The following is a 17,751-nucleotide window of genomic DNA, read 5'->3' as shown; positions in this document are numbered from 1 at the left end:
ATCAGGACGGCCCTGCCTTGTAGCCCACGCCGCGCACCGTCAGGACGATCTCGGGACGCTCGGGGTCGTGCTCGACCTTCGAGCGCAGCCGCTGGACGTGCACGTTGACGAGACGGGTGTCCGCCGCGTGGCGGTAGCCCCACACCTCCTCGAGGAGCACCTCCCGGCTGAACGCCTGCCACGGCTTGCGGGCGAGGCAGACGAGGAGGTCGAACTCCAGCGGCGTGAGGCTGATGACCTCGTCCCCGCGCGACACCTGGTGCCCCGCGACGTCGATCGTGAGGTCGCCGATGGCGAGGGTCTCCTGCACGGGGGCGTCGAGGCGCCGCACGCGGGCACGGATGCGGGCCACGAGCTCCTTGGGCTTGAACGGCTTCACCACGTAGTCGTCCGCACCCGACTCGAGGCCCACGACGACGTCGACGGTGTCGCCCTTCGCGGTCAGCATCACGATGGGCACGCCCGACTCGGCGCGCACCTCGCGGCAGACCTCGATGCCGTCCTTGCCCGGCAGCATGACGTCGAGGAGGAGCACGTCGGGACGGAACTCCCGCACCGCGGCGAGGGCCTCGTCGCCCCGCAGGCAGACGGCCGGCTCGAATCCCTCCTGGCGCAGCACGATGGTGAGCATCTCCGCCAGCGACGCGTCGTCGTCGACGACGAGCACGCGCCCGCGGCTGTCGGGATCGGCGGTGCCGGAGGCCGCGCGGTCAGTGCTGGTCACCCGCCAAGTATGACAACCGCCGTCCCCGCAGGTGCGGGGACGGCGGTCGTGGAGGTGGAACGGCGTTGGATCCCCGCGGGATCAGGGCCCTCAGTAGCGGTAGTGGTCCGACTTGTAGGGGCCGGCCACGTCGACGCCGAGGTAGGCGGCCTGCTCCTTGGTCAGCTCGGTGAGCTCGACGCCGAGGGCGTCGAGGTGCAGCCGGGCGACCTCCTCGTCGAGGTGCTTGGGGAGCACGTGCACGCCGAGCTCGTACTCGTCGGCCTTGCTGAACAGCTCGATCTGCGCCAGCACCTGGTTGGTGAAGGAGTTGCTCATCACGAAGGACGGGTGGCCCGTCGCGTTGCCCAGGTTGAGCAGCCGACCCTCGGAGAGGACGATGATCTTCTTGCCGTCCGGGAAGATCCACTGGTGGACCTGCGGCTTGATCTCGTCCTTGACGATGCCGGGGATCTTCGCCAGGCCGGCCATGTCGATCTCGTTGTCGAAGTGACCGATGTTGCCGACGATCGCCTGGTGCTTCATCCGCTCGAAGTGCTCCGTGCGGATGATGTTGAAGTTGCCGGTCGTCGTCACGAAGATGTCGGCGATCTCGACGACGGACTCGAGACGCTTGACCTCGTAGCCGTCCATCGCGGCCTGCAGCGCGCAGATCGGGTCGATCTCGGTGACGATGACGCGCGCGCCCTGGCCGCGGAGGGACTCGGCGGAGCCCTTGCCGACGTCGCCGTAGCCGCACACCACGGCGACCTTGCCGCCGATCATGACGTCGGTGGCGCGGTTGATGCCGTCGATGAGCGAGTGGCGGCAGCCGTACTTGTTGTCGAACTTGCTCTTGGTGACCGAGTCGTTGACGTTGATCGCCGGGAAGAGGAGCGAGCCCTCCTTGAAGCGCTCGTAGAGGCGCAGCACGCCCGTCGTGGTCTCCTCGGAGACGCCCTTGACCATCGGAGCGCGCTTCGTCCAGCGCTGCGGGTCGGCCTCGAGGGAGCGCGCGAGGACCCGGAGGACCTCCTTGTACTCCTCGTTGTCGGTCGAGTCGAGCGGCGGCACGACGCCGGCCTTCTCGAACTCCACGCCCTTGTGCAGCAGCAGCGTGATGTCGCCGCCGTCGTCGAGCAGCATGTTGGGGCCGCCCTCGGCGAAGTCGAAGACCTTCTCGGCCTCGTCCCAGTACTCGGCCAGCGACTCGCCCTTCCAGGCGAAGACCGGCACGCCCTTCGGGTCCTCCGGCGTGCCGCCCTTGGCCGGCGGGCCGACGACGACCGCAGCGGCGGCGTGGTCCTGGGTGGAGAAGATGTTGCAGGTGGCCCAGCGGATGTCGGCACCGAGCGCGGCGAGCGTCTCGATCAGCACCGCCGTCTGGACGGTCATGTGCAGCGACCCGGCGATCCGGGCGCCCTGGAGCGGCTGCGCGTCGCCGAAGCGCTCGCGCATCGCCATCAGGCCGGGCATCTCGTGCTCGGCGAGCTCGATCTCCTTGCGGCCGAAGGCGGCCAGGGAGAGGTCGGCGACCTTGAAGTCCATCGGTGTGTCTCCTCGAACAGGGTGGAGCCAGAGCCACGCGCCTGCGCATCTGCGCATCTCCGGGATCTCCCGACGCGGACCGCACCAGCGTAGGCCGCCCTCCGCGCGTTTCAGGAATCCGCGTGACGCAGACGACCCACGAGGTGGACGACCACGACGACGAGCGCGCCGACGACGAGGCCGACCACGGCCGACAGCGCCGTGTTGACGATCCAGCCGGCGACCGCGCCGACCGCACCGAGGGCATCGTGGACGGCGACCTCGAGGTGGTGCACGAGCTCGTACGGCGCGTGCCAGCCCAGGTCGTCCACCCCGACCAGCAGGATGTGGCCGCCGACCCAGAGCATCGCGGCGGTGCCGACGACGGCGATGACCGCGAGGAGCCCCGGCATCGCCCGGACGAGGCCCGTGCCGACCTTCTGGGCCGCGGCCGAGGGGCGCTGCGCCAGCGCGAGTCCGACGTCGTCCATCTTCACGATGACGGCCACGACGCCGTAGACGAGCACGGTGATGCCGACCGCGACCACCAGCAGGATCGCGAGGCGGGAGAGGAACGGCTCCTCGGCGACCTCGTTGAGCGAGATGACCATGATCTCGGCGGAGAGGATGAGGTCGGTGCGGATTGCGCCGGCGACGAGGGTCTTCTCCGCGTCGGGGCCGGCCTCGATCGTCTTCTCGTGGGAGGCGTGGCCCGCGACCTTCCCCCAGATCTTCTCGGCGCCCTCGAAGCAGAGGAACGCACCGCCGGCCATGAGGATCGGGGTGAGGAGCCACGGCAGGAACTGGCTGAGCAGCAGGGCGAGCGGCAGGATGATGAGGATCTTGTTGCGCAGGGAGCCGATCGCGATCCGCTTCACGATGGGCAGCTCCCGCTCGGCCGCGACCCCCTGGACGTACTGCGGTGTCACCGCCGTGTCGTCCACGACGACACCGGCCGCCTTGATGCTCGCCCGGCCCGCGGCCGCGCCCACGTCGTCCACGGACGCCGCCGCGAGGCGCGCCAGCGCGGCCACGTCGTCCAGCAGGGCGAAGAGGCCGCCGCTCATCGGTCACCGTCCGGGGTCGGGCGCGTCCGCGAGATCGTCACGGGACGACTCTAGAGCGTCGGCCCCGCGACGGGTCTCAGTCGGGGACCAGCCCGAGACCCAGGTACGCCGCGACGTAGCGTCCCTGCAGGATGAGGGACGCGTGCCGGGCGACGTCGCTGCGGGCCTCGCTCCCGATCTCCACGACCCGCACGTCGTGGGCCGCGGCTGCCGCCCGGAGCCGGCCCGCCTGCTCCCGCACGACGGCCGCCTCGTCGCCGTCGTCGAGCACCACGAGCGTCGGGCGGGACACCGCTCCCCCGTCGGCGAACGGGTCGGCGAAGACGTCGCGGGGCCGGGCGGCCTCGATGACCGGCAGCACCTCCTCGGCGTCGTCGGCCAGGACGGAGCGACCGGTGACCCGGCGCAGCTCCTCGGCCACCCGGCGCGCCGCCCGGGCCGCCAGGGCGCTCCCGCCCCAGAGCACCGGCTGGGCGTCCGCCAGCCCCAGCGCGACCTCCTTGGCCGGGTTGGCCGCGATGTCGCGGTGCGGCGAGCAGCGCACCGCGACGTCGTCGAGGGCCCCGGCGACGTCGTCCGCGTCGGCGGCCCGCCCCAGTCCCGCGGAGGCCAGGAGGTCCAGCACCACGACCGCGACGGCCAACGGGTCGCCGGTGCCGACCGGGAGCACCAGGACGTCGCGTCCGACCGCGTGCTCCGCGACGAGCGAGCCGGGCGGGCAGGCCACGAGCACGTCGGCCCCGCGGCGCACCGCCTCGGCGACCGCGGCGGCCGCGGTCACGTCGGAGCCCGCCGGGGCGAGCATCACGACCAGGTCGAGCGAGCCCACCCAGCCGGGCAGTCCGGGGCCGGGCCACGCGACGAACGGCACCGGGCAGCTGCCCTCGAGCACGTCACGGAGCAGACGGGAGCCGGTGCCGGCGACCACGACCGCGCGGGGGCGGGGCCGGGACCGGGCCTCGTGCACCTTCTCCGGGGCCAGGTCGAGGGCGACCTGCGCCTCGCGGCGCACGCGTGAGCCCGCCTCCGCGAGCGACCGCAGGAGCGGGTCGATCCCGGCCAGCGCCCGCTCGTCGTCGAGGCGGGACTCGTCGAACCACACGGCGGTGCTCCGGCTCAGGCCCGGCGGGCCTCGTCGACGAGCAGCACCGGGATGCCGTCGCGGACGGGGTAGCCGTAGCCGCAGTCGGTGCAGACCAGCTCGGCGCCCTCGGCACCGTCGACCAGCTCGCCGCGGCAGTTCGGGCAGACGATGATGCGGCGCAGGGTGGGATCGATGGCGGCGCTCATCCGCGGATCACCGCCAGCACGCGGTCGCGCACGTCGGTCATCGTCGCCTCGTCCTTGCCCTCAACGTTGAGACGCAGCAGCGGCTCGGTGTTGGAGGCGCGCACGTTGAACCACCAGTCGCCGCCGTCGACGGTGAGCCCGTCGAGCTTGTCGATCGTCACGCCGTCCTGCGCGCCGTACGTCTCCTCGAGCTGCGTGAGCACCGCGGTCTGGTCGGCCACGGTGGAGTTGATCTCGCCGCTCATGGGGTAGCGCTCGTAGTCCGCCAGCAGCTGCGAGAGCGGGACGTCGGTCTCCGCGAGCGCGGACAGCGCGTGCAGCGCCGCGAGCATGCCCGAGTCGGCGCGCCAGAAGTCGCGGAAGTAGAAGTGGCCCGAGTGCTCGCCGCCGAAGACGGCGTCGGTCTCGGCCATCGTGGCCTTGATGTAGGAGTGCCCCACGCGGGTGCGCACCGGCGTGCCGCCCTTCTCGGTCACGATCTCCGGCACGGCCTTCGAGGTGATGAGGTTGTGGATGACGTTGGAGCCCGGCACGCGGGCCAGCTCGCGGTCGGCGATGAGCGCCGTCAGCGTCGAGGGCGAGACCGCCCGGCCCTGCTCGTCGACGAGGAAGCAGCGGTCGGCGTCGCCGTCGAAGGCGAGGCCGATGTCGGCGCCCTCCGCGAGCACGCGGGCCTGGAGGTCGACCAGGGTCTCCGGGTCGATCGGGTTGGCCTCGTGGTTGGGGAAGGAGCCGTCGAGCTCGAAGTACATCGGCACCAGGTCGACGACGTCCTCGAGGCGCTCGAAGACGGCCGGGGCCGTCAGGCCGGCCATGCCGTTGCCCGCGTCGACGACGACCTCGAGCTTCCGCCCGGTCACGGGGGCGAGGGAGAGCACGTGCGCCGCGTACGCCGCGAGGACGTCGTGCTCGGAGATGCTGCCGGTGCGTGCGGCAGGCGCCGGCTCGTCCCCGCCGACGAGGTCGCGGATCTCGGAGAGACCGGTCTCGGTGCCGATCGGCACCGCGTTGGCGCGGCACATCTTGATGCCGTTGTACTGCGCCGGGTTGTGGCTCGCCGTGAACATCGCGCCCGCGTGGCCGAGGTGGCCCGAGGCGAAGTAGAGCTGGTCGGTCGAGGCCAGGCCGATGAGCACGACGTCGGCGCCCTGGTCGGCCGCGCCCTGCGCGAAGGCGCCGGCCATGCCGGGCGAGGAGGGCCGCATGTCGTGACCGACGACGACCGTGGGCGCACCGGTGACCTGCACGAACGCGGCGCCCACCCGGCGGGCGAACTCCTCGTCGAGCTGGTCGGGGACGGTGCCCCGCACGTCGTAGGCCTTGAAGACGGCGGCGAGGTTGGACGGGGAGAGCGATCCGCTGGGCGCCATGGCGAGGAGCCTAGGGCATGCGGGGAACCCCCGGGTGCGGACCGGGCCGGTGCCCCGTCGCTCCGTCGGTCAGCGCGGTGTGGGGTCCGTCTCCAGCACGCGGAGGTGGCCGCGGCGCTCGCCGCGCTCGGGCCGTCCCGCGGGGCCGGGTCGGGTCCCGCGGGGCTCCTCCTCGGCGTACGTCGGGCGGTCGTGCGGCACGACGTGCGGCGGCCGCGCCGCCGGGACGGTCGGACGGACCGCGGCCTCGCGCACGGCGTCCGCCAGCGCCAGGAGGTCGTCGTCGGTGTGCACCGGCGCCGACGGCACGCTGGCGAGCCGCAGCACCTCCCAGCCGCGGGGGGCCGAGAGCCGCTCCGAGTGCTGCTCGCACAGGTCGTAGGCGTGCGGCTCCGCGGTCGTCGACAGCGGGCCGAGCACGGCGGTCTGGTCGGAGTAGACGTACGTCAGCGTCATGGCCGCGGGACGACCGCAGGCGGTGCGCGAACAACGACGGGCTGACCTCACGGGGAGCACCGTACGCCGTCCTGGGTCACCACCGGACTAGGCTCGCGGCCGACGAGAGGAGATGTCGGTGACGCAGCACGGGGACGCCCCCGATCCCGGTCCGGGACCCGGTCCGGAGGAGCCCGCGACCGCGGCGTACCGACCCCGTCGGCGCGACCGGCACGGGCGCGGCGGACGCGGCCCCGGCCTCGTCCCCTCCCCCGGCGTGCGCGACCCGCGCCCCACCCGCAGCCAGCGCTTCGACCGCATCGTGCTCGGCGTCGTCGGGCACGTCGACGCGCCGTGGCGCGCGGAGCTCGGCGAGCTGGAGTACGTCGTCGAGGAGATGCCGCTGCTGCCCGACGGCTGGACGGACGAGGCTCCCCTCGCCTCCGTCGTGGCGGCCACCGCCGACCACCCGCCGCGGGTCGTGTTCTTCCGCCGTCCCCTCGAACGGCGCAGCGAGACGCGGCTGGACCTCGAGGAGCTCGTGCGCCGGGTCGCCACCGAGCAGCTCGCCGAGCTGCTCGGCGTCAGCCCCGAGACCGTCGACCCGGACTACGACCCGGAGGCCTGAGCGCCGCTTGCCGTCACTGCCAGGCGCGGCGGGCCGTCGGCACGAGGTCGGTGGTGATGGTCGGGACCAGCGCCAGCACGGAGGCCCGCGCCCCGCTGCCGGTGACGAGCGCCGCGCGCACGTCGACGCGCGGGTCGGTCGGCGCGACGTCGACGCGCGCCGTGCCCTCCGGCAGGTCGAGGGCCGTCGCGGCCCCCGCCCCGAGCGCCACGTCCTCCTCGAGCAGCACGTCGCCGGTCGCGCTGCGCGCCACCACCGGCACGGCGACCTCACCCGGCGCCAGGGAATCGAGCACCAGGCGCCGCGCTCCCGCCCCCTCGGGGAGGAGGCCCGTGAGCGCGCCGGAGGCGACGTCGGTGGGGACCGGCGCGGTCGTCACGGAGCCGACCTCGGCGGCACCGGTCCCCGAGCGCAGGCTCGCGACGACGGCGCTGCCGGCGGTGACGCGGACCCCGGAGGCACCCCCGCCGCCCTCGGTGAGGGCCTCGCCCAGCGCGTCGGTGAGGTCGAGGGTGGCCACCGCGCCCGGTGCGACGACGAGCCCGTCCTCGAGGCTGGTCGGGCGGACCGGGCCGGAGGTGCCCAGCAGGTCCACGTCGACGCGGGTCTGCACATCGCCCGGGTTGGCCACCAGCAGGGTGCGGGACGTGCCGGCGTCCCCGGGCAGGCCCAGGACGGTCGTCTCGGTGGCGGGCTCGGCGACGAGCGGCGCCCAGGTGGTGCCGCCGCGCGAGCCGTCGAGGGGCTGCATGGTCTGGAGGGCGGCGATCCCGAGGCGCCCGCGGGTGACGTCCACGTGGACGGCGAGGTCACCGAGGGTGGGGACGAGCTCGGCCAGGTCGAGCCGGCGCGTCTCACCGGTCCCCACGACGACCGAGCGGATCTCGGGCGCGTCCACGGGACCGGACTCGTCGTAGAGCGAGAGCCGGGCGACCGCCGAGCCCGGGTCGGGGTTGGTGAGCTCGAGCACGCTCGAGCGCTCCCCGCCGGCACCGAGACCGACGAACCAGCCGCCGACGTCGGGGGTGCGGCAGGTCGTGCCGATCCCGCCGGAGGCGTCGAACCGTGCGGCGGCGAGCCCCGGGGCGGCGCCACCGGAACCACGCAGCACGACGGCGGCGCCCGTGTCGACCTGGCTGGCGCCGCCCGCGTCGGGCGTCACGTCGGCCGTGTCCTCGAGGTCCTCGGCGGCGGCGGGGGTGTCGAGCGGACCGGCGCTCACGGAGCCGTCGGCGTCCGGGCCCGTGGCCAGGCGCACGACACCGCTCTCGGGGACCACCGCGTCGGGGTCGTCCGTGCCGGCGAGGACGCCGGCCGACGGGCACACGAGGGTCGAGGCCGTCCGCGCCTCGGCCGTCGGGGCGGTCGCGGGCGGCTGCGGCGCGCCGACCCGCACGGCGGCGACCGCGAGCGCGACCAGCAGGGGCAGCACGACGGCGGCCACGATCGCGGGGTCGATCCGGCGGCGGCCGGGCTGGGCCGGGGCGGCTCGACGGCGACCGGTCGAGCGGGCCTGCTCCTCGCTCACGCGACGCTCCCCTCGGGTACACGGGACGGAGCCGCGGGCGCGGCTCCGGGGCGGCCACGGCCTGGCCGGGAGGGCAGGCTCGGACCGGCCATCACCAGCACGACCACGACCGCGACGCCCTGCACGAGCAGGAGCAGCGCCCGACCGACACCGGTCGAGCCGTCGTCGACCGCGTCGTCGGCGGGCTGCTCGACGAGCTCCCACGCACGGGTGTCGGGGTCGGCCGCCGAGGCGGGCTGCAGACCGGCGACCGAGTCGAGCACCGCGCGGATCTGCGGGTCGGCCGGCGCGGGCAGCACGACGTAGGAGATGCCCGCCTCCCGCAGCCGGTCGAGCTGCTCGGCGCTCGGTGTCGAGACCAGGGTGCGGACGTCCTCGACCATCGTCTCGTCGACCGGGGTCAGCGCGGCGATCTCCTCCTCGCCGAGGCGGAGGCCGTCCTCCCGGCGGATCTCGAAGGTGAGACCGGTGCGGACGGAGCCGTCGATCACGAGCACGCCGTACGACGGCGAGGTCTCCGACCGCTGCGCCATGTAGGCCGGGATGGCCTCGTCGCGGTCGTCGTCCGCCACCGCGGCCCCCGGCCCGACGAACCACGCCAGGCCCGCGAGGGGCACGAGCGCGAGCACGAGGACAGGGACGACGCCGAGGGCGGTGCGCACGCGTCGTACCCGGTCGGGCCGGTCGGGCCGGTCGGGCCGGTCGCGACGCCCGGTCGCGAGCAGGCCGACGCCCTGGGCGCCGAGCACGACGGCCACGACGGCGGCGCCCTGCAGCGCGACGACCACGAAGCCGACGGCCGCGGGCGTCTCGCCCGCGGCGAGCTGGAAGACCGGGAGGGCGAGGAGGCTGGCGGGACCGGCGACGGCCAGGGCGATGGCCCAGCAGCCGACGACGGCGAGGCGCGTGGCGGGCACCAGGAGCGCGAGCAGCGCGAGGGCGGCGAGCAGGAGGCCGGTCCAGGCCGGGGCGGCGTGGTCGGCGAGGTGCCCGGCCAGCACGTCGGTGGGGCTGAGGATCCCGTAGGGCAGCCGGCCCGCCTCCCCCATCAGCGCCACGAGGTCGCCCTGGAGGAGGGTCGGCACGAGCCAGGGCGAGAGCAGCACCGCGGGCGTGGCGAGCATGACCCCGATCGGGGCCACGACGCCGCCGAGCACCGAGCGCCGGAGCAGCCGGCCGCGGGCCACCACCACGGCGAACACCGCCACGAGGGCCACCACGCCGAGCACGAGCCACCAGGCGGCGGCCACGAAGGCGACGACCACCGTGAGCAGCAGGCCGGAGCGCCAGCCGGCGCGCCACCGCCGGTCGCGCTCGGGGTCGGCGAAGCCGAGGGCGGCGTGGACGAACCACGGCAGCACCGCGGCGGCCACGACCACGCCGAAGCGCCCCGCGCCCCAGGCGCCGCTGGTGACGGGGACGAGTGCGTACGTCGTCGCGCCGACCCCCAGCAGCCACGGGGACGCGCCCCGCGGGTCGACGAGCCGGGCCGCGACACCCAGCAGGCGCCAGGCGCCCCAGAGCCCGAGCGGCACGGCGAGCACGAGCACGACGGAGACCGCGACCGACGGTCCGCCCGGCAGGAGCCAGGCGAGCAGGGCGAGGGGCGCGACGTACGCCGGGGCGGGCACGTCGCTGCCGGTGCCGAGGGGGTGGGTCGACGAGAGGTGGAGGTCCCACCACGCGCCGGTCGTCCCGGGGGCCGGGGCGAGGGCACCGCCCGAGACCGCGCCGAACGCCTCCCGCGCACCGACGAGGCAGAGCAGCACGACGGCGGTGAGCACGAGGGCCACGGGGCTGGTCAGGTAGCGGACGAGCCAGCCGGTCTCGGCGCCCAGCTCGTCGTCGTCGCTGCCGCTCGCGGGGCGGTCGGGACGGTCCCCGGGGTAGGCCGCGCGCGTGCCCGCACGGCCGGCGTCGGCCCGCTCGCGCTCGGCCCGCGCACGGGCGTCGCGACGGCGGTCGGCGACGTCGGCGGCGTGGGTGGTGAGGGAGCCCAGCAGCTCGCCCGCGCCGTCGAGACCGTGCCGGAACGGCAACCACCAGGGCGCGAGCAGGGGGCGCACCTGGGCGTCGGGGGCCGTGCGGCTCGCCCGGCGCGCCGCGCGAAGGCGACGCAGCTCGCCCGGCCGGGCGCACACCGCGGCCATCGCGACGACCTCGTCGACGGCGACGCCCGGACGGCGGGTCAGCAGGAAGCCGAGAGCACGCAGCAGGCTGCCGACGACGACGCGCAGGTAGGAGTTGAGGAAGCGTCGGCTCGACGAGTTCGCGAGCAGCACGAGGAGGTGGGCGCGACGCTCGGCCTCGTGCGGGTGGCGGCCCACGAGGGTCGAGGTGCGCAGCCCGCGGTGGGAGGCCTCCGCGTGGAAGACCACCGCATCGGGGGCGACGACGACGCGGCGACCGGCGGACGCGGCGCGCCACCCCAGGTCGAGGTCCGTGCCCAGCACCGGGAGGGCGGGCTCGAAGCCTCCGAGGTCACGGAGCAGGCCGGGCCGCACGAGCATCCCGGCGGTGTTGACGGCCAGGACGTGGCGGGTCGCGGCGTACTGGCCCTGGTCGTACTCCCCCCGCTCCAGCCCCGTCTCCCGGCGGCCGGTGCCGTTGATGGTCACGCCCACCTCGAGGAGCCGCTTGAGCGAGGGCCACTCGCGGAGCTTGGGACCGACCACGTCCGCCGGCGTGCCCGCCAGGGCCTGCCGCTCGGCGCACTCGAGGAGCCGCTCGAGCGCGTCGGGGGCAGGCGCCGCGTCGTCGTGGAGGATCCAGAGCCAGCCGTCGGCCCGGTCGGCCCGGTCGGCCTGCTCGAGGCGCGCGAGCGCGGCGTCGACGGCGTCGGCGAACGGCGTGGAGGCCGGCAGGTCGAGGACGTTGTCGTGCCCCAGGGCGGCGTCGAGGAGGTCACCGCTGCCGTCGGTGCTGCCCGTGTCGACGGCCAGCACCGCACCGGCCGCGACCGTCTGGCGCGCCAGGGCGTCGAGCACCGTCGGCAACCACGTGGCGCCGTCGTGGGCGACGACGAGGACCGTGACGGCCGAGGCGTCGACGGGGACGGTGGGCGCCGCCGGGGCGTCCAGGTCCCGCAGGTCGGCCCAGTGGTCCTCGCCCTCGTCGGGCGGCGGCACGACCACCGGCACGGCGCCCGTGGCGAGGCTGGGGTGGCTCGGCTGCGGCGGGCCGTCGGGGGGAAGCACGGCGTCGGTCACGATCGGCCACCCTACGATCCGCGCCTGAGAGGGGGCCAACCCGCTGGGGGCAGGGAAGGGGCCGGTCGGTTCCCCGGTCAGCCGGGGAACACGCCACTTAGACCATCAAATTTGATGGTCAAAGTGGTCGGTTCCCCGGCTGACCGGGGAAAGTGCCATACCCCCCAGGGGTATCAGGCGTGGGCTGCGAGCACGCCGGCACCCTCGGGGGTCGCCGTGGCGACGGCCACGTCGCGGCCGCCGGTCCAGCGCGCCCAGCACGCGGCGTACGTCGCGGCGCGGTCCGCGTCGTCCCCGATGACCGACGGGACCGCGAACCAGGCCTCGTCGTCGGGCGTCACCTGACCCCTCCGGGCGGCACGCAGGACCGACCGGGAGTCACCGCGCTCCGGAGGGGGCGACAGCAGCGGGACCGAGACGACGAAGCGGGCACCCTCCAGCGGTCCGACGGCCTCGGCCAGGGCGGTGGAGAAGACGTCCTCCTCGGACGGCCCCGCGCCGCGGAGGATCGGGGCGTAGGAGCCGTCCGAGGAGATCGCGAGCTCCACGTCCTCGGCGGGGACGTTGGTCAGCCCGAGCTCCAGCAGCGCGTCGGCCACCGCACCGACCACGTGCTGGAGGCCGGGGCCGCGGCGGGCGTGGGCGAGGAGGTCCTCGCCGTAGAGCCGTCGGTCGCTTCGACGGTGGGCGATCCCGCGTGCCAGGTCGACGACGTCGGCGAGCCCGGAGGACGACGTCAGGCGGACCCGGGGCAGGTCCGGCATCTCCGGCGGCCTCCGCGGCTCCACCACCGTCCCCGGCGGCGGCAGCTCGACGGTGCGGTGGGTGACGAACCCGCGCAGGGCGCCGTCGGAGGCGCGGCGTCGTCCGACCCCGGTGGGCTCCCCCACCGACCAGGCGTCCCGGACGGCCTCGAGGTCGGTCGCGCGCCGCATCGCCGCGGCGTTCAGCTCGGCGAACCGGCTGACCGGGGGCGCCGCGCCGTCGAACGGCTGGGGCCACCACAGGCACCCGTGGCCGACGTCGAGCCCGCCGGCGGCGTGGGGTGCGACGTACCCCTCCAGCTTGGCCACCAGGCGGTCCCAGTCCTGCGCCCCGCTCGGGTGCCCCTCGGCCACGCAGACGGGCGTCCAGTTCACGGCCACCTTCTCGGGCCACGCCGGGTCGGTGCGCAGCGACCGGCCGCGCACCTGCACGGCCGACTGGTGGGTGGTCGGGGTGGTGAGGTCGATGATCCCGGTGACGCACCGCGCGTCCCAGCCCTCGCCGAGCACGCTGCGGGTGCCGACGAGCACCTGCGTGCGGCCCGCGGTGAGGTAGGCGGTCACCTCGCCGATCCAGCGGTGTGCCTGCCAGGGCAGGCACCCGTCGGGGCGGCGCTCGCCCACCAGCCGGGCGAGCGGCACCCGGCCGGCCTCCGCGCTCGCGAGCGGCACCGGTTCCACCCGGAGGGTCGCACCCAGGTCGGGGTCCCGCTCGGCCACGAACGACGCGAGGTCCGTCATCGTCGCGGGCGTGCCCGCCACCGTGCGGCCCGTGACGAGCACGGGGTGGAGCAGGTCGGTCGCGCGGTCGTGGGTGAGCTCGTCGAGCACCGCCCAGGCGGAGCCCGCCTTGCCGTCGATCACGCCGCGCAGCGTCATGGGCACGGTCGACGACGCACTCTCGTGGTCGGTGAGCACGAGCGTCCGCATCCGCGGGCCGAGCACGCCGACCGTGTGGTGGAGGATCTCGACGCAGGCGACCGACTTCGCCTCCGACCGCGCGAGCACGCGGTCGGCCATCTCGCGGCCGCGACGCACGCCGTGGCGGGTCCACACCCAGCCGACGGCGGGCAGGGTGCGGCGCATGACCGCCAGCACCTCGGCGTCCCGGGGATCGTCGCTCGGTGCGACGCAGCGGCGCAGCCAGTCGTCGACGAGGAGCATCCGGTCCTCGAGCGTCGGCGGTCGGCGGTGCTCCCGTCGGAGGCGTGCGCCGCCCGGGAGGTCGACCTCGCCGGCGTGGGCGTGGCGCAGGAGGGCGTTCGCGACGGCCGGGTCGGCCGCGGCGAGGGACGACCACGAGACCCGCCGCCGCCACGAGCGCGTCGGCGTCACGAACCGCTTGCGCAGCCACTCGCGCAGCGACGTCGTCCCGAACCCGGGGGCGTCGAGGAGCGCCCCGAGCTCGGCGAGCCGCAGCGGCGCCTCGCCCATCCACGTGACCTCTGCCTCCGTGGGGGTGGTGAACCAGGCGAGCTCGGCGTAGGGCGCCAGGTCGCCCTGGCGCACCAGGTCCACGGTGCTCGCCTCGTAGGCCGTCGACCCGAAGTACGTCGTCAGCGCGAGCCGCTGCTCCCCACCGACCCCGCCGCGGGGCGTGCCCGTCAGCGCCACCACGCTGGCGTTCCCCAGGTGGGCGAGGGTCTCGACGAGCAGCGACCCCCACGCCTCGAGTAGGTGGTGGGCCTCGTCGAGGACCACGAGCAGCGGGCTCAGCTCGGTCAGGCGCGCCACGAGGTCGCTGCCGTTCTCGTGCAGCCGCGCCCCGATCTCGGTGTCGGCGATCCCGTCGATCTCCTCCGGCAGCTCGAGCGGGTCGCCCTCGGGGTCCACGGCCGGGTCGGGCGGAGGTTCCTCCGTCGGCGGCACCAGGTGGGCGACCGCCTGGAACGTGAGCACGGTGACCTCGGACGAGATGGACCGGTCGGTCGACGCCTCCAGCCCGAGATCGGCCGCCGCGGCGATCCACTGCCCCTGCACGGCGGTGGTCGGGACGAGCACGACCACCGTCGCCCCGGTCGCCTGCCGGGCCAGCTGGGCGAGCCCGAGGCCGACGTAGGTCTTCCCCGACCCCGGCGGCATGACGACCCACGACCGCAGCGGCACCCCGTCGATCCGCTTGCGGCGCTGGTCGGCCTGGACGGCGGCGAACGCCGCGCGCTGGTGCTGACGCCAGGTCAGGCCGACCGGACCCGCCTCACTCCCAGAAGACACGGTCGACGACAGCGCGGGCGTGGCGCGTGGTGCGCAGGTGGTCGTTGACGAGCGCGTCCGCCTCCCCGGGCCCGTAGCCCAGCACCGACGCGACGGCCGCCCGCTCCCGGGGGTCGCGGGGCAGCTGGTCGCCGGGCTTGCCGCGCACCAGGGTGACCGCGTTGCGCATGCGGCTCACGAGCCGCCACGCCTGGGCGAGGGTGTCCGCGTCCTCCGCGGCGAGGAGGTCGGCCTCCTGCGCCGCGGCCAGGGCCTCGATCGTGCGCGGGGTCCGCAGCCCGGGCACCCGTCCGGCGTGCCGCATCTGGAGCAGCTGCACCGTCCACTCGATGTCGGCGAGACCGCCGCGGCCGAGCTTGAGGTGGGTCGCCGGGTCCGCGCCGCGCGGCAGGCGCTCGGTGTCGACGCGGGCCTTGATGCGGCGTACCTCGGCCACGGCCTCGTCGTCGATGCCCTCGGCCGGGAACCGCAGCGGGTCGATCAGCGCGTGGAACCGCTCGCGCAGGCCCTCGTCCCCGACGACCGCGTCGGCACGCAGGAGGGCCTGAAACTCCCAGACGTGCGACCAGCGGGAGTAGTACGCCGCGTAGGAGTCCAGCGTGCGCACCAGGGCGCCCTGCCGTCCCTCGGGCCGCAGGTCGGCGTCGACCTCCAGCGCCGGGTCGGGTCCGGCCACGCCGAGCTGGGTGCGGAGCTCGCTGACCACGGCCTTGGCGAAGCCGCCGGCCTCGTCCTCGCGCCCCGGTACCGGGTCGTGCACGAACATGACGTCGGCGTCGGAACCGTAGGACAGCTCGAAGCCGCCGTACCGCCCCATCGCCACCACCGCCATCCGCGTCGGCGCCCCGTCGAGCCCTCGCTGCGCGACGAGACGCGCGACGACGGACTGCAGGGTCGCCTCCAGCGTCGCGTCGGTGAGCCGCGACAGCGCGGCCCCGACGGTGTCGACGTCGTTGACCTCGAGCAGCTCGCCGGCGGAGATGCGGAACAGCTCCCGCCGCCGTACGCCGCGGATCGCGCGCACGGCGCCTGCGAGGTCGCCGTGGCGACGGGCGCTCGCGAGCATCTCGGTGGTGAGCGTCTCGGCCGACAGCGGCGCCAGGTCCTGGGCGAGGATGCGGACGCCCTCGGGCTCGCGCTGCAGCAGGTCGGTCGCGTAGCGCGACGTCGCCAGCAGCCGCGCCAGCCGGTGGGCGACCTCGCCCTCGTCGCGGAGGGTGCGCAGGTACCACGGCGTGGTGCCGAGGCTCTCCGAGATCCGGCGGAAGCCGAGGAGGCCCGCGTCGGGGTCGGGCGCGTCCGCGAACCAGTCGAGCAGCGCGGGCAGCAGTGCGCGTTGGATGGCGGCCGTGCGCGACACGCCGGCGGTCAACGCCTCGAGGTGCCGCAGTGCGGCCTTCGGATCGAGGTAGCCGAGCGCCGCCAGCCGACGCTCCGCGGCCTCCGGCGACAGGCGGCTCGCCTCGCCCGGGATGCGCGCGACCGCCTCGAGCAGGGGCCGGTAGAAGAGCTTCTCGTGGAGCCGGCGGACCTCGCGACGGTGGTGGCGCCACTCCTTCTCGAGCCCGCTCACCGGCTCGCGCAGGTGGTGCAGGGAGCGGCCGAGACGCCGCACGTCGGCCTCGTCGTCCGGCACCACGTGGATGCGGCGCATCTGCCACAGCTGCATCCGGTGCTCCAGCGTGCGCAGGAACGCGTAGGCCTCGTGGAGGGCCGTGCCGTCCTCGAGACCCACGTAGCCCCGGCTGGTCAGCGCCGCCAGCGCGCTGAGCGTCGTCGGCATGCGCACGTGCTCGTCGGAGCGGCCGTGCACGAGCTGCAGCAGCTGGACCGCGAACTCCACGTCGCGCAGCCCACCGGACCCGAGCTTCAGCTGGCGCTCCGCCTCCCGGGCGGGGATGTGGTCGAGCACCCGGCGGCGCATGGCCTGCACGTCGGTGACGAAGTTCTCCCGCTCCGCGGCCCGCCAGACGAAGCCCTGGGCCATCTCCAGGTAGGCGGCGCCGAGGCCCGCGTCCCCCGCCACCGGACGGGCCTTGAGCAGGGCCTGGAACTCCCACGTGCTCGCCCACCGGTCGTAGTAGGCCTCGTGGCTCGCGAGCGTGCGCGACAGCGTCCCCCGGCGGCCCTCCGGCCGGAGGTTGGCGTCGACCGGCCAGATCGTGCCCTCCCCGGTGTGGTCGGAGCAGACCTGCATGAGCTGCGAGGCGAGGCGGCTCGCGGTGCGGAGCGCCGCGTCGGGACCGACGGCGGGCTCCCCCTCCGGACCTACCGCCGGCTCGTGCACGAACACGACATCGACGTCGGAGACGTAGTTGAGCTCGTGCCCACCGCACTTGCCGAGCGCGACGACGGCGAGCCGCACGCTGGCGGCTGCGTCTCCCACGCGCCCCCGCGCGACCGCCAGCGCGGCCTCGAGGGTGCCGGACGCCAGGTCGGAGAGCTCGGCCGCGACGTCGTCGACCCCGAGGTGGTGGGCGAGGTCGCGGGCGGCGAGGCGCAGCAGCCAGCGCCGGTACTCCACCCGCAGCCCGTCCAGGGCGGCCCGGTCGAGGTCCGGCGTGCTCACGTCGGCGACCGGGTCGGCCGCGGCGGGATCGGCCCCGACCGCGCGCAGCAGGCCCTCGCGGACGGCCCAGGCGGCCGGACGCGTGGAGCCCAGCGTCGGGTCGGTCAGCTCCCGCCAGTGCCCCGGGTGCTTCGCGAGGTGGTCGCCGAGCGCCGTGCTCGCGCCCAGCACCGAGAGCAGGCGCATCGCGGTGCCCTCGTCGTCGGCGACGGCGTCGAGGAGCGCCTCGGCGCCGCCCGCGACGTCCTCCTCGTCCACCCGCTCGGCGAGGCGGACCAGCCCGGCCAGCGCGACGTCGGGGTCGGCGGTGCGGCCGAGGATCCCCAGCACCGCGCCGGCCCGCTCGCCCAGGCCCGCGAGACGCTGGCCCGCGGTGTCGACGTCGGCGAAGCCCGCACGCAGGAGAACACCCCGGCTCGGGCCACGACCCGTCACGGCACCGGCCAC

At 75.3% G+C, this 17,751-nt stretch carries 12 protein-coding genes; 1 reads left to right on the top strand and 11 read right to left on the bottom strand.

Translation table 11 applies throughout. The annotated features are described in order from the left end of the window. Position 1: 1 nt before the first annotated feature. The 7 genes from mtrA to PIR53_04110 form a co-directional block, all read right to left on the bottom strand. Entirely contained in the window at positions 2-724 is a 723-nt protein-coding gene (gene mtrA, locus PIR53_04140) for an MtrAB system response regulator MtrA (protein ID WZH53188.1), read from the bottom strand. 90 nt (positions 725-814) lie between these two features. Continuing rightward, complete coding sequence (gene ahcY / locus PIR53_04135; GenBank protein ID WZH53187.1) at positions 815-2,251, bottom strand: adenosylhomocysteinase; 1,437 nt, start codon at positions 2,249-2,251, stop codon at positions 815-817. Positions 2,252-2,361: 110 nt separating this feature from the next. Continuing rightward, positions 2,362-3,297: a DUF808 domain-containing protein gene (locus PIR53_04130; protein ID WZH53186.1), complete on the bottom strand. Its 936-nt coding sequence runs from the start codon at positions 3,295-3,297 to the stop codon at positions 2,362-2,364. Between the two features lie 76 nt (positions 3,298-3,373). After that, positions 3,374-4,399, bottom strand: a complete 1,026-nt coding sequence (locus tag PIR53_04125) for an SIS domain-containing protein (GenBank protein WZH53185.1) — start codon at positions 4,397-4,399, stop codon at positions 3,374-3,376. Positions 4,400-4,413: 14 nt separating this feature from the next. Continuing rightward, on the bottom strand, positions 4,414-4,587 hold the full coding sequence (locus PIR53_04120; GenBank protein WZH53184.1) for a Trm112 family protein: 174 nt from the start codon (positions 4,585-4,587) through the stop codon (positions 4,414-4,416). Further along, complete coding sequence (locus PIR53_04115; protein ID WZH53183.1) at positions 4,584-5,957, bottom strand: phosphomannomutase/phosphoglucomutase; 1,374 nt, start codon at positions 5,955-5,957, stop codon at positions 4,584-4,586. The genes PIR53_04120 and PIR53_04115 overlap by 4 nt, the downstream gene beginning before the upstream one ends. A gap of 69 nt (positions 5,958-6,026) precedes the next feature. Then, the gene (locus PIR53_04110; GenBank protein ID WZH53182.1) at positions 6,027-6,464 is read right to left on the bottom strand and encodes a DUF3499 domain-containing protein; all 438 of its coding nucleotides are present in this window, start codon (positions 6,462-6,464) and stop codon (positions 6,027-6,029) included. Between the two features lie 67 nt (positions 6,465-6,531). Between PIR53_04110 and PIR53_04105 the strand changes: the two genes are divergently transcribed. Then, positions 6,532-7,020, top strand: a complete 489-nt coding sequence (locus PIR53_04105) for a metallopeptidase family protein (GenBank protein WZH53181.1) — start codon at positions 6,532-6,534, stop codon at positions 7,018-7,020. 13 nt (positions 7,021-7,033) lie between these two features. Here the strand turns inward: PIR53_04105 and PIR53_04100 are convergent, their stop codons facing one another. The 4 genes from PIR53_04100 to PIR53_04085 all read right to left on the bottom strand — a co-directional run bounded on the left by PIR53_04100 (position 7,034) and on the right by PIR53_04085 (position 17,751). Beyond that, positions 7,034-8,548, bottom strand: coding sequence for a DUF5719 family protein (locus tag PIR53_04100; protein ID WZH53180.1), 1,515 nt, complete (start codon positions 8,546-8,548; stop codon positions 7,034-7,036). Next, positions 8,545-11,757 carry a glycosyltransferase family 2 protein gene (locus PIR53_04095; GenBank protein ID WZH53179.1) on the bottom strand — a complete coding sequence of 1,071 codons (3,213 nt, stop codon included), beginning with the start codon at positions 11,755-11,757 and terminating at the stop codon, positions 8,545-8,547. The genes PIR53_04100 and PIR53_04095 overlap by 4 nt, the downstream gene beginning before the upstream one ends. Before the next feature lie 173 nt (positions 11,758-11,930). After that, positions 11,931-14,735 (bottom strand): DEAD/DEAH box helicase family protein, encoded by a 2,805-nt coding sequence (locus tag PIR53_04090; protein ID WZH53178.1) that lies wholly within the window; start codon positions 14,733-14,735, stop codon positions 11,931-11,933. Then, positions 14,719-17,751 carry a bifunctional [glutamine synthetase] adenylyltransferase/[glutamine synthetase]-adenylyl-L-tyrosine phosphorylase gene (locus PIR53_04085; GenBank protein WZH53177.1) on the bottom strand — a complete coding sequence of 1,011 codons (3,033 nt, stop codon included), beginning with the start codon at positions 17,749-17,751 and terminating at the stop codon, positions 14,719-14,721. The genes PIR53_04090 and PIR53_04085 overlap by 17 nt, the downstream gene beginning before the upstream one ends.

Source organism: Nocardioides alkalitolerans (assembly GCA_038184435.1).
GTDB lineage: Bacteria > Actinomycetota > Actinomycetes > Propionibacteriales > Nocardioidaceae > Nocardioides > Nocardioides alkalitolerans_A.
This window is presented reverse-complemented; position numbering and strand designations above follow the sequence as displayed.

Coding starts and splice junctions, on each gene's coding strand:
- ahcY (WZH53187.1), bottom strand. CDS start 2,251: ATGGACTTCAAGGTCGCCGACCTCTCCCTGGCCGCCTTCGGCCGCAAG.
- PIR53_04130 (WZH53186.1), bottom strand. CDS start 3,297: ATGAGCGGCGGCCTCTTCGCCCTGCTGGACGACGTGGCCGCGCTGGCG.
- PIR53_04120 (WZH53184.1), bottom strand. CDS start 4,587: ATGAGCGCCGCCATCGATCCCACCCTGCGCCGCATCATCGTCTGCCCG.
- PIR53_04115 (WZH53183.1), bottom strand. CDS start 5,957: ATGGCGCCCAGCGGATCGCTCTCCCCGTCCAACCTCGCCGCCGTCTTC.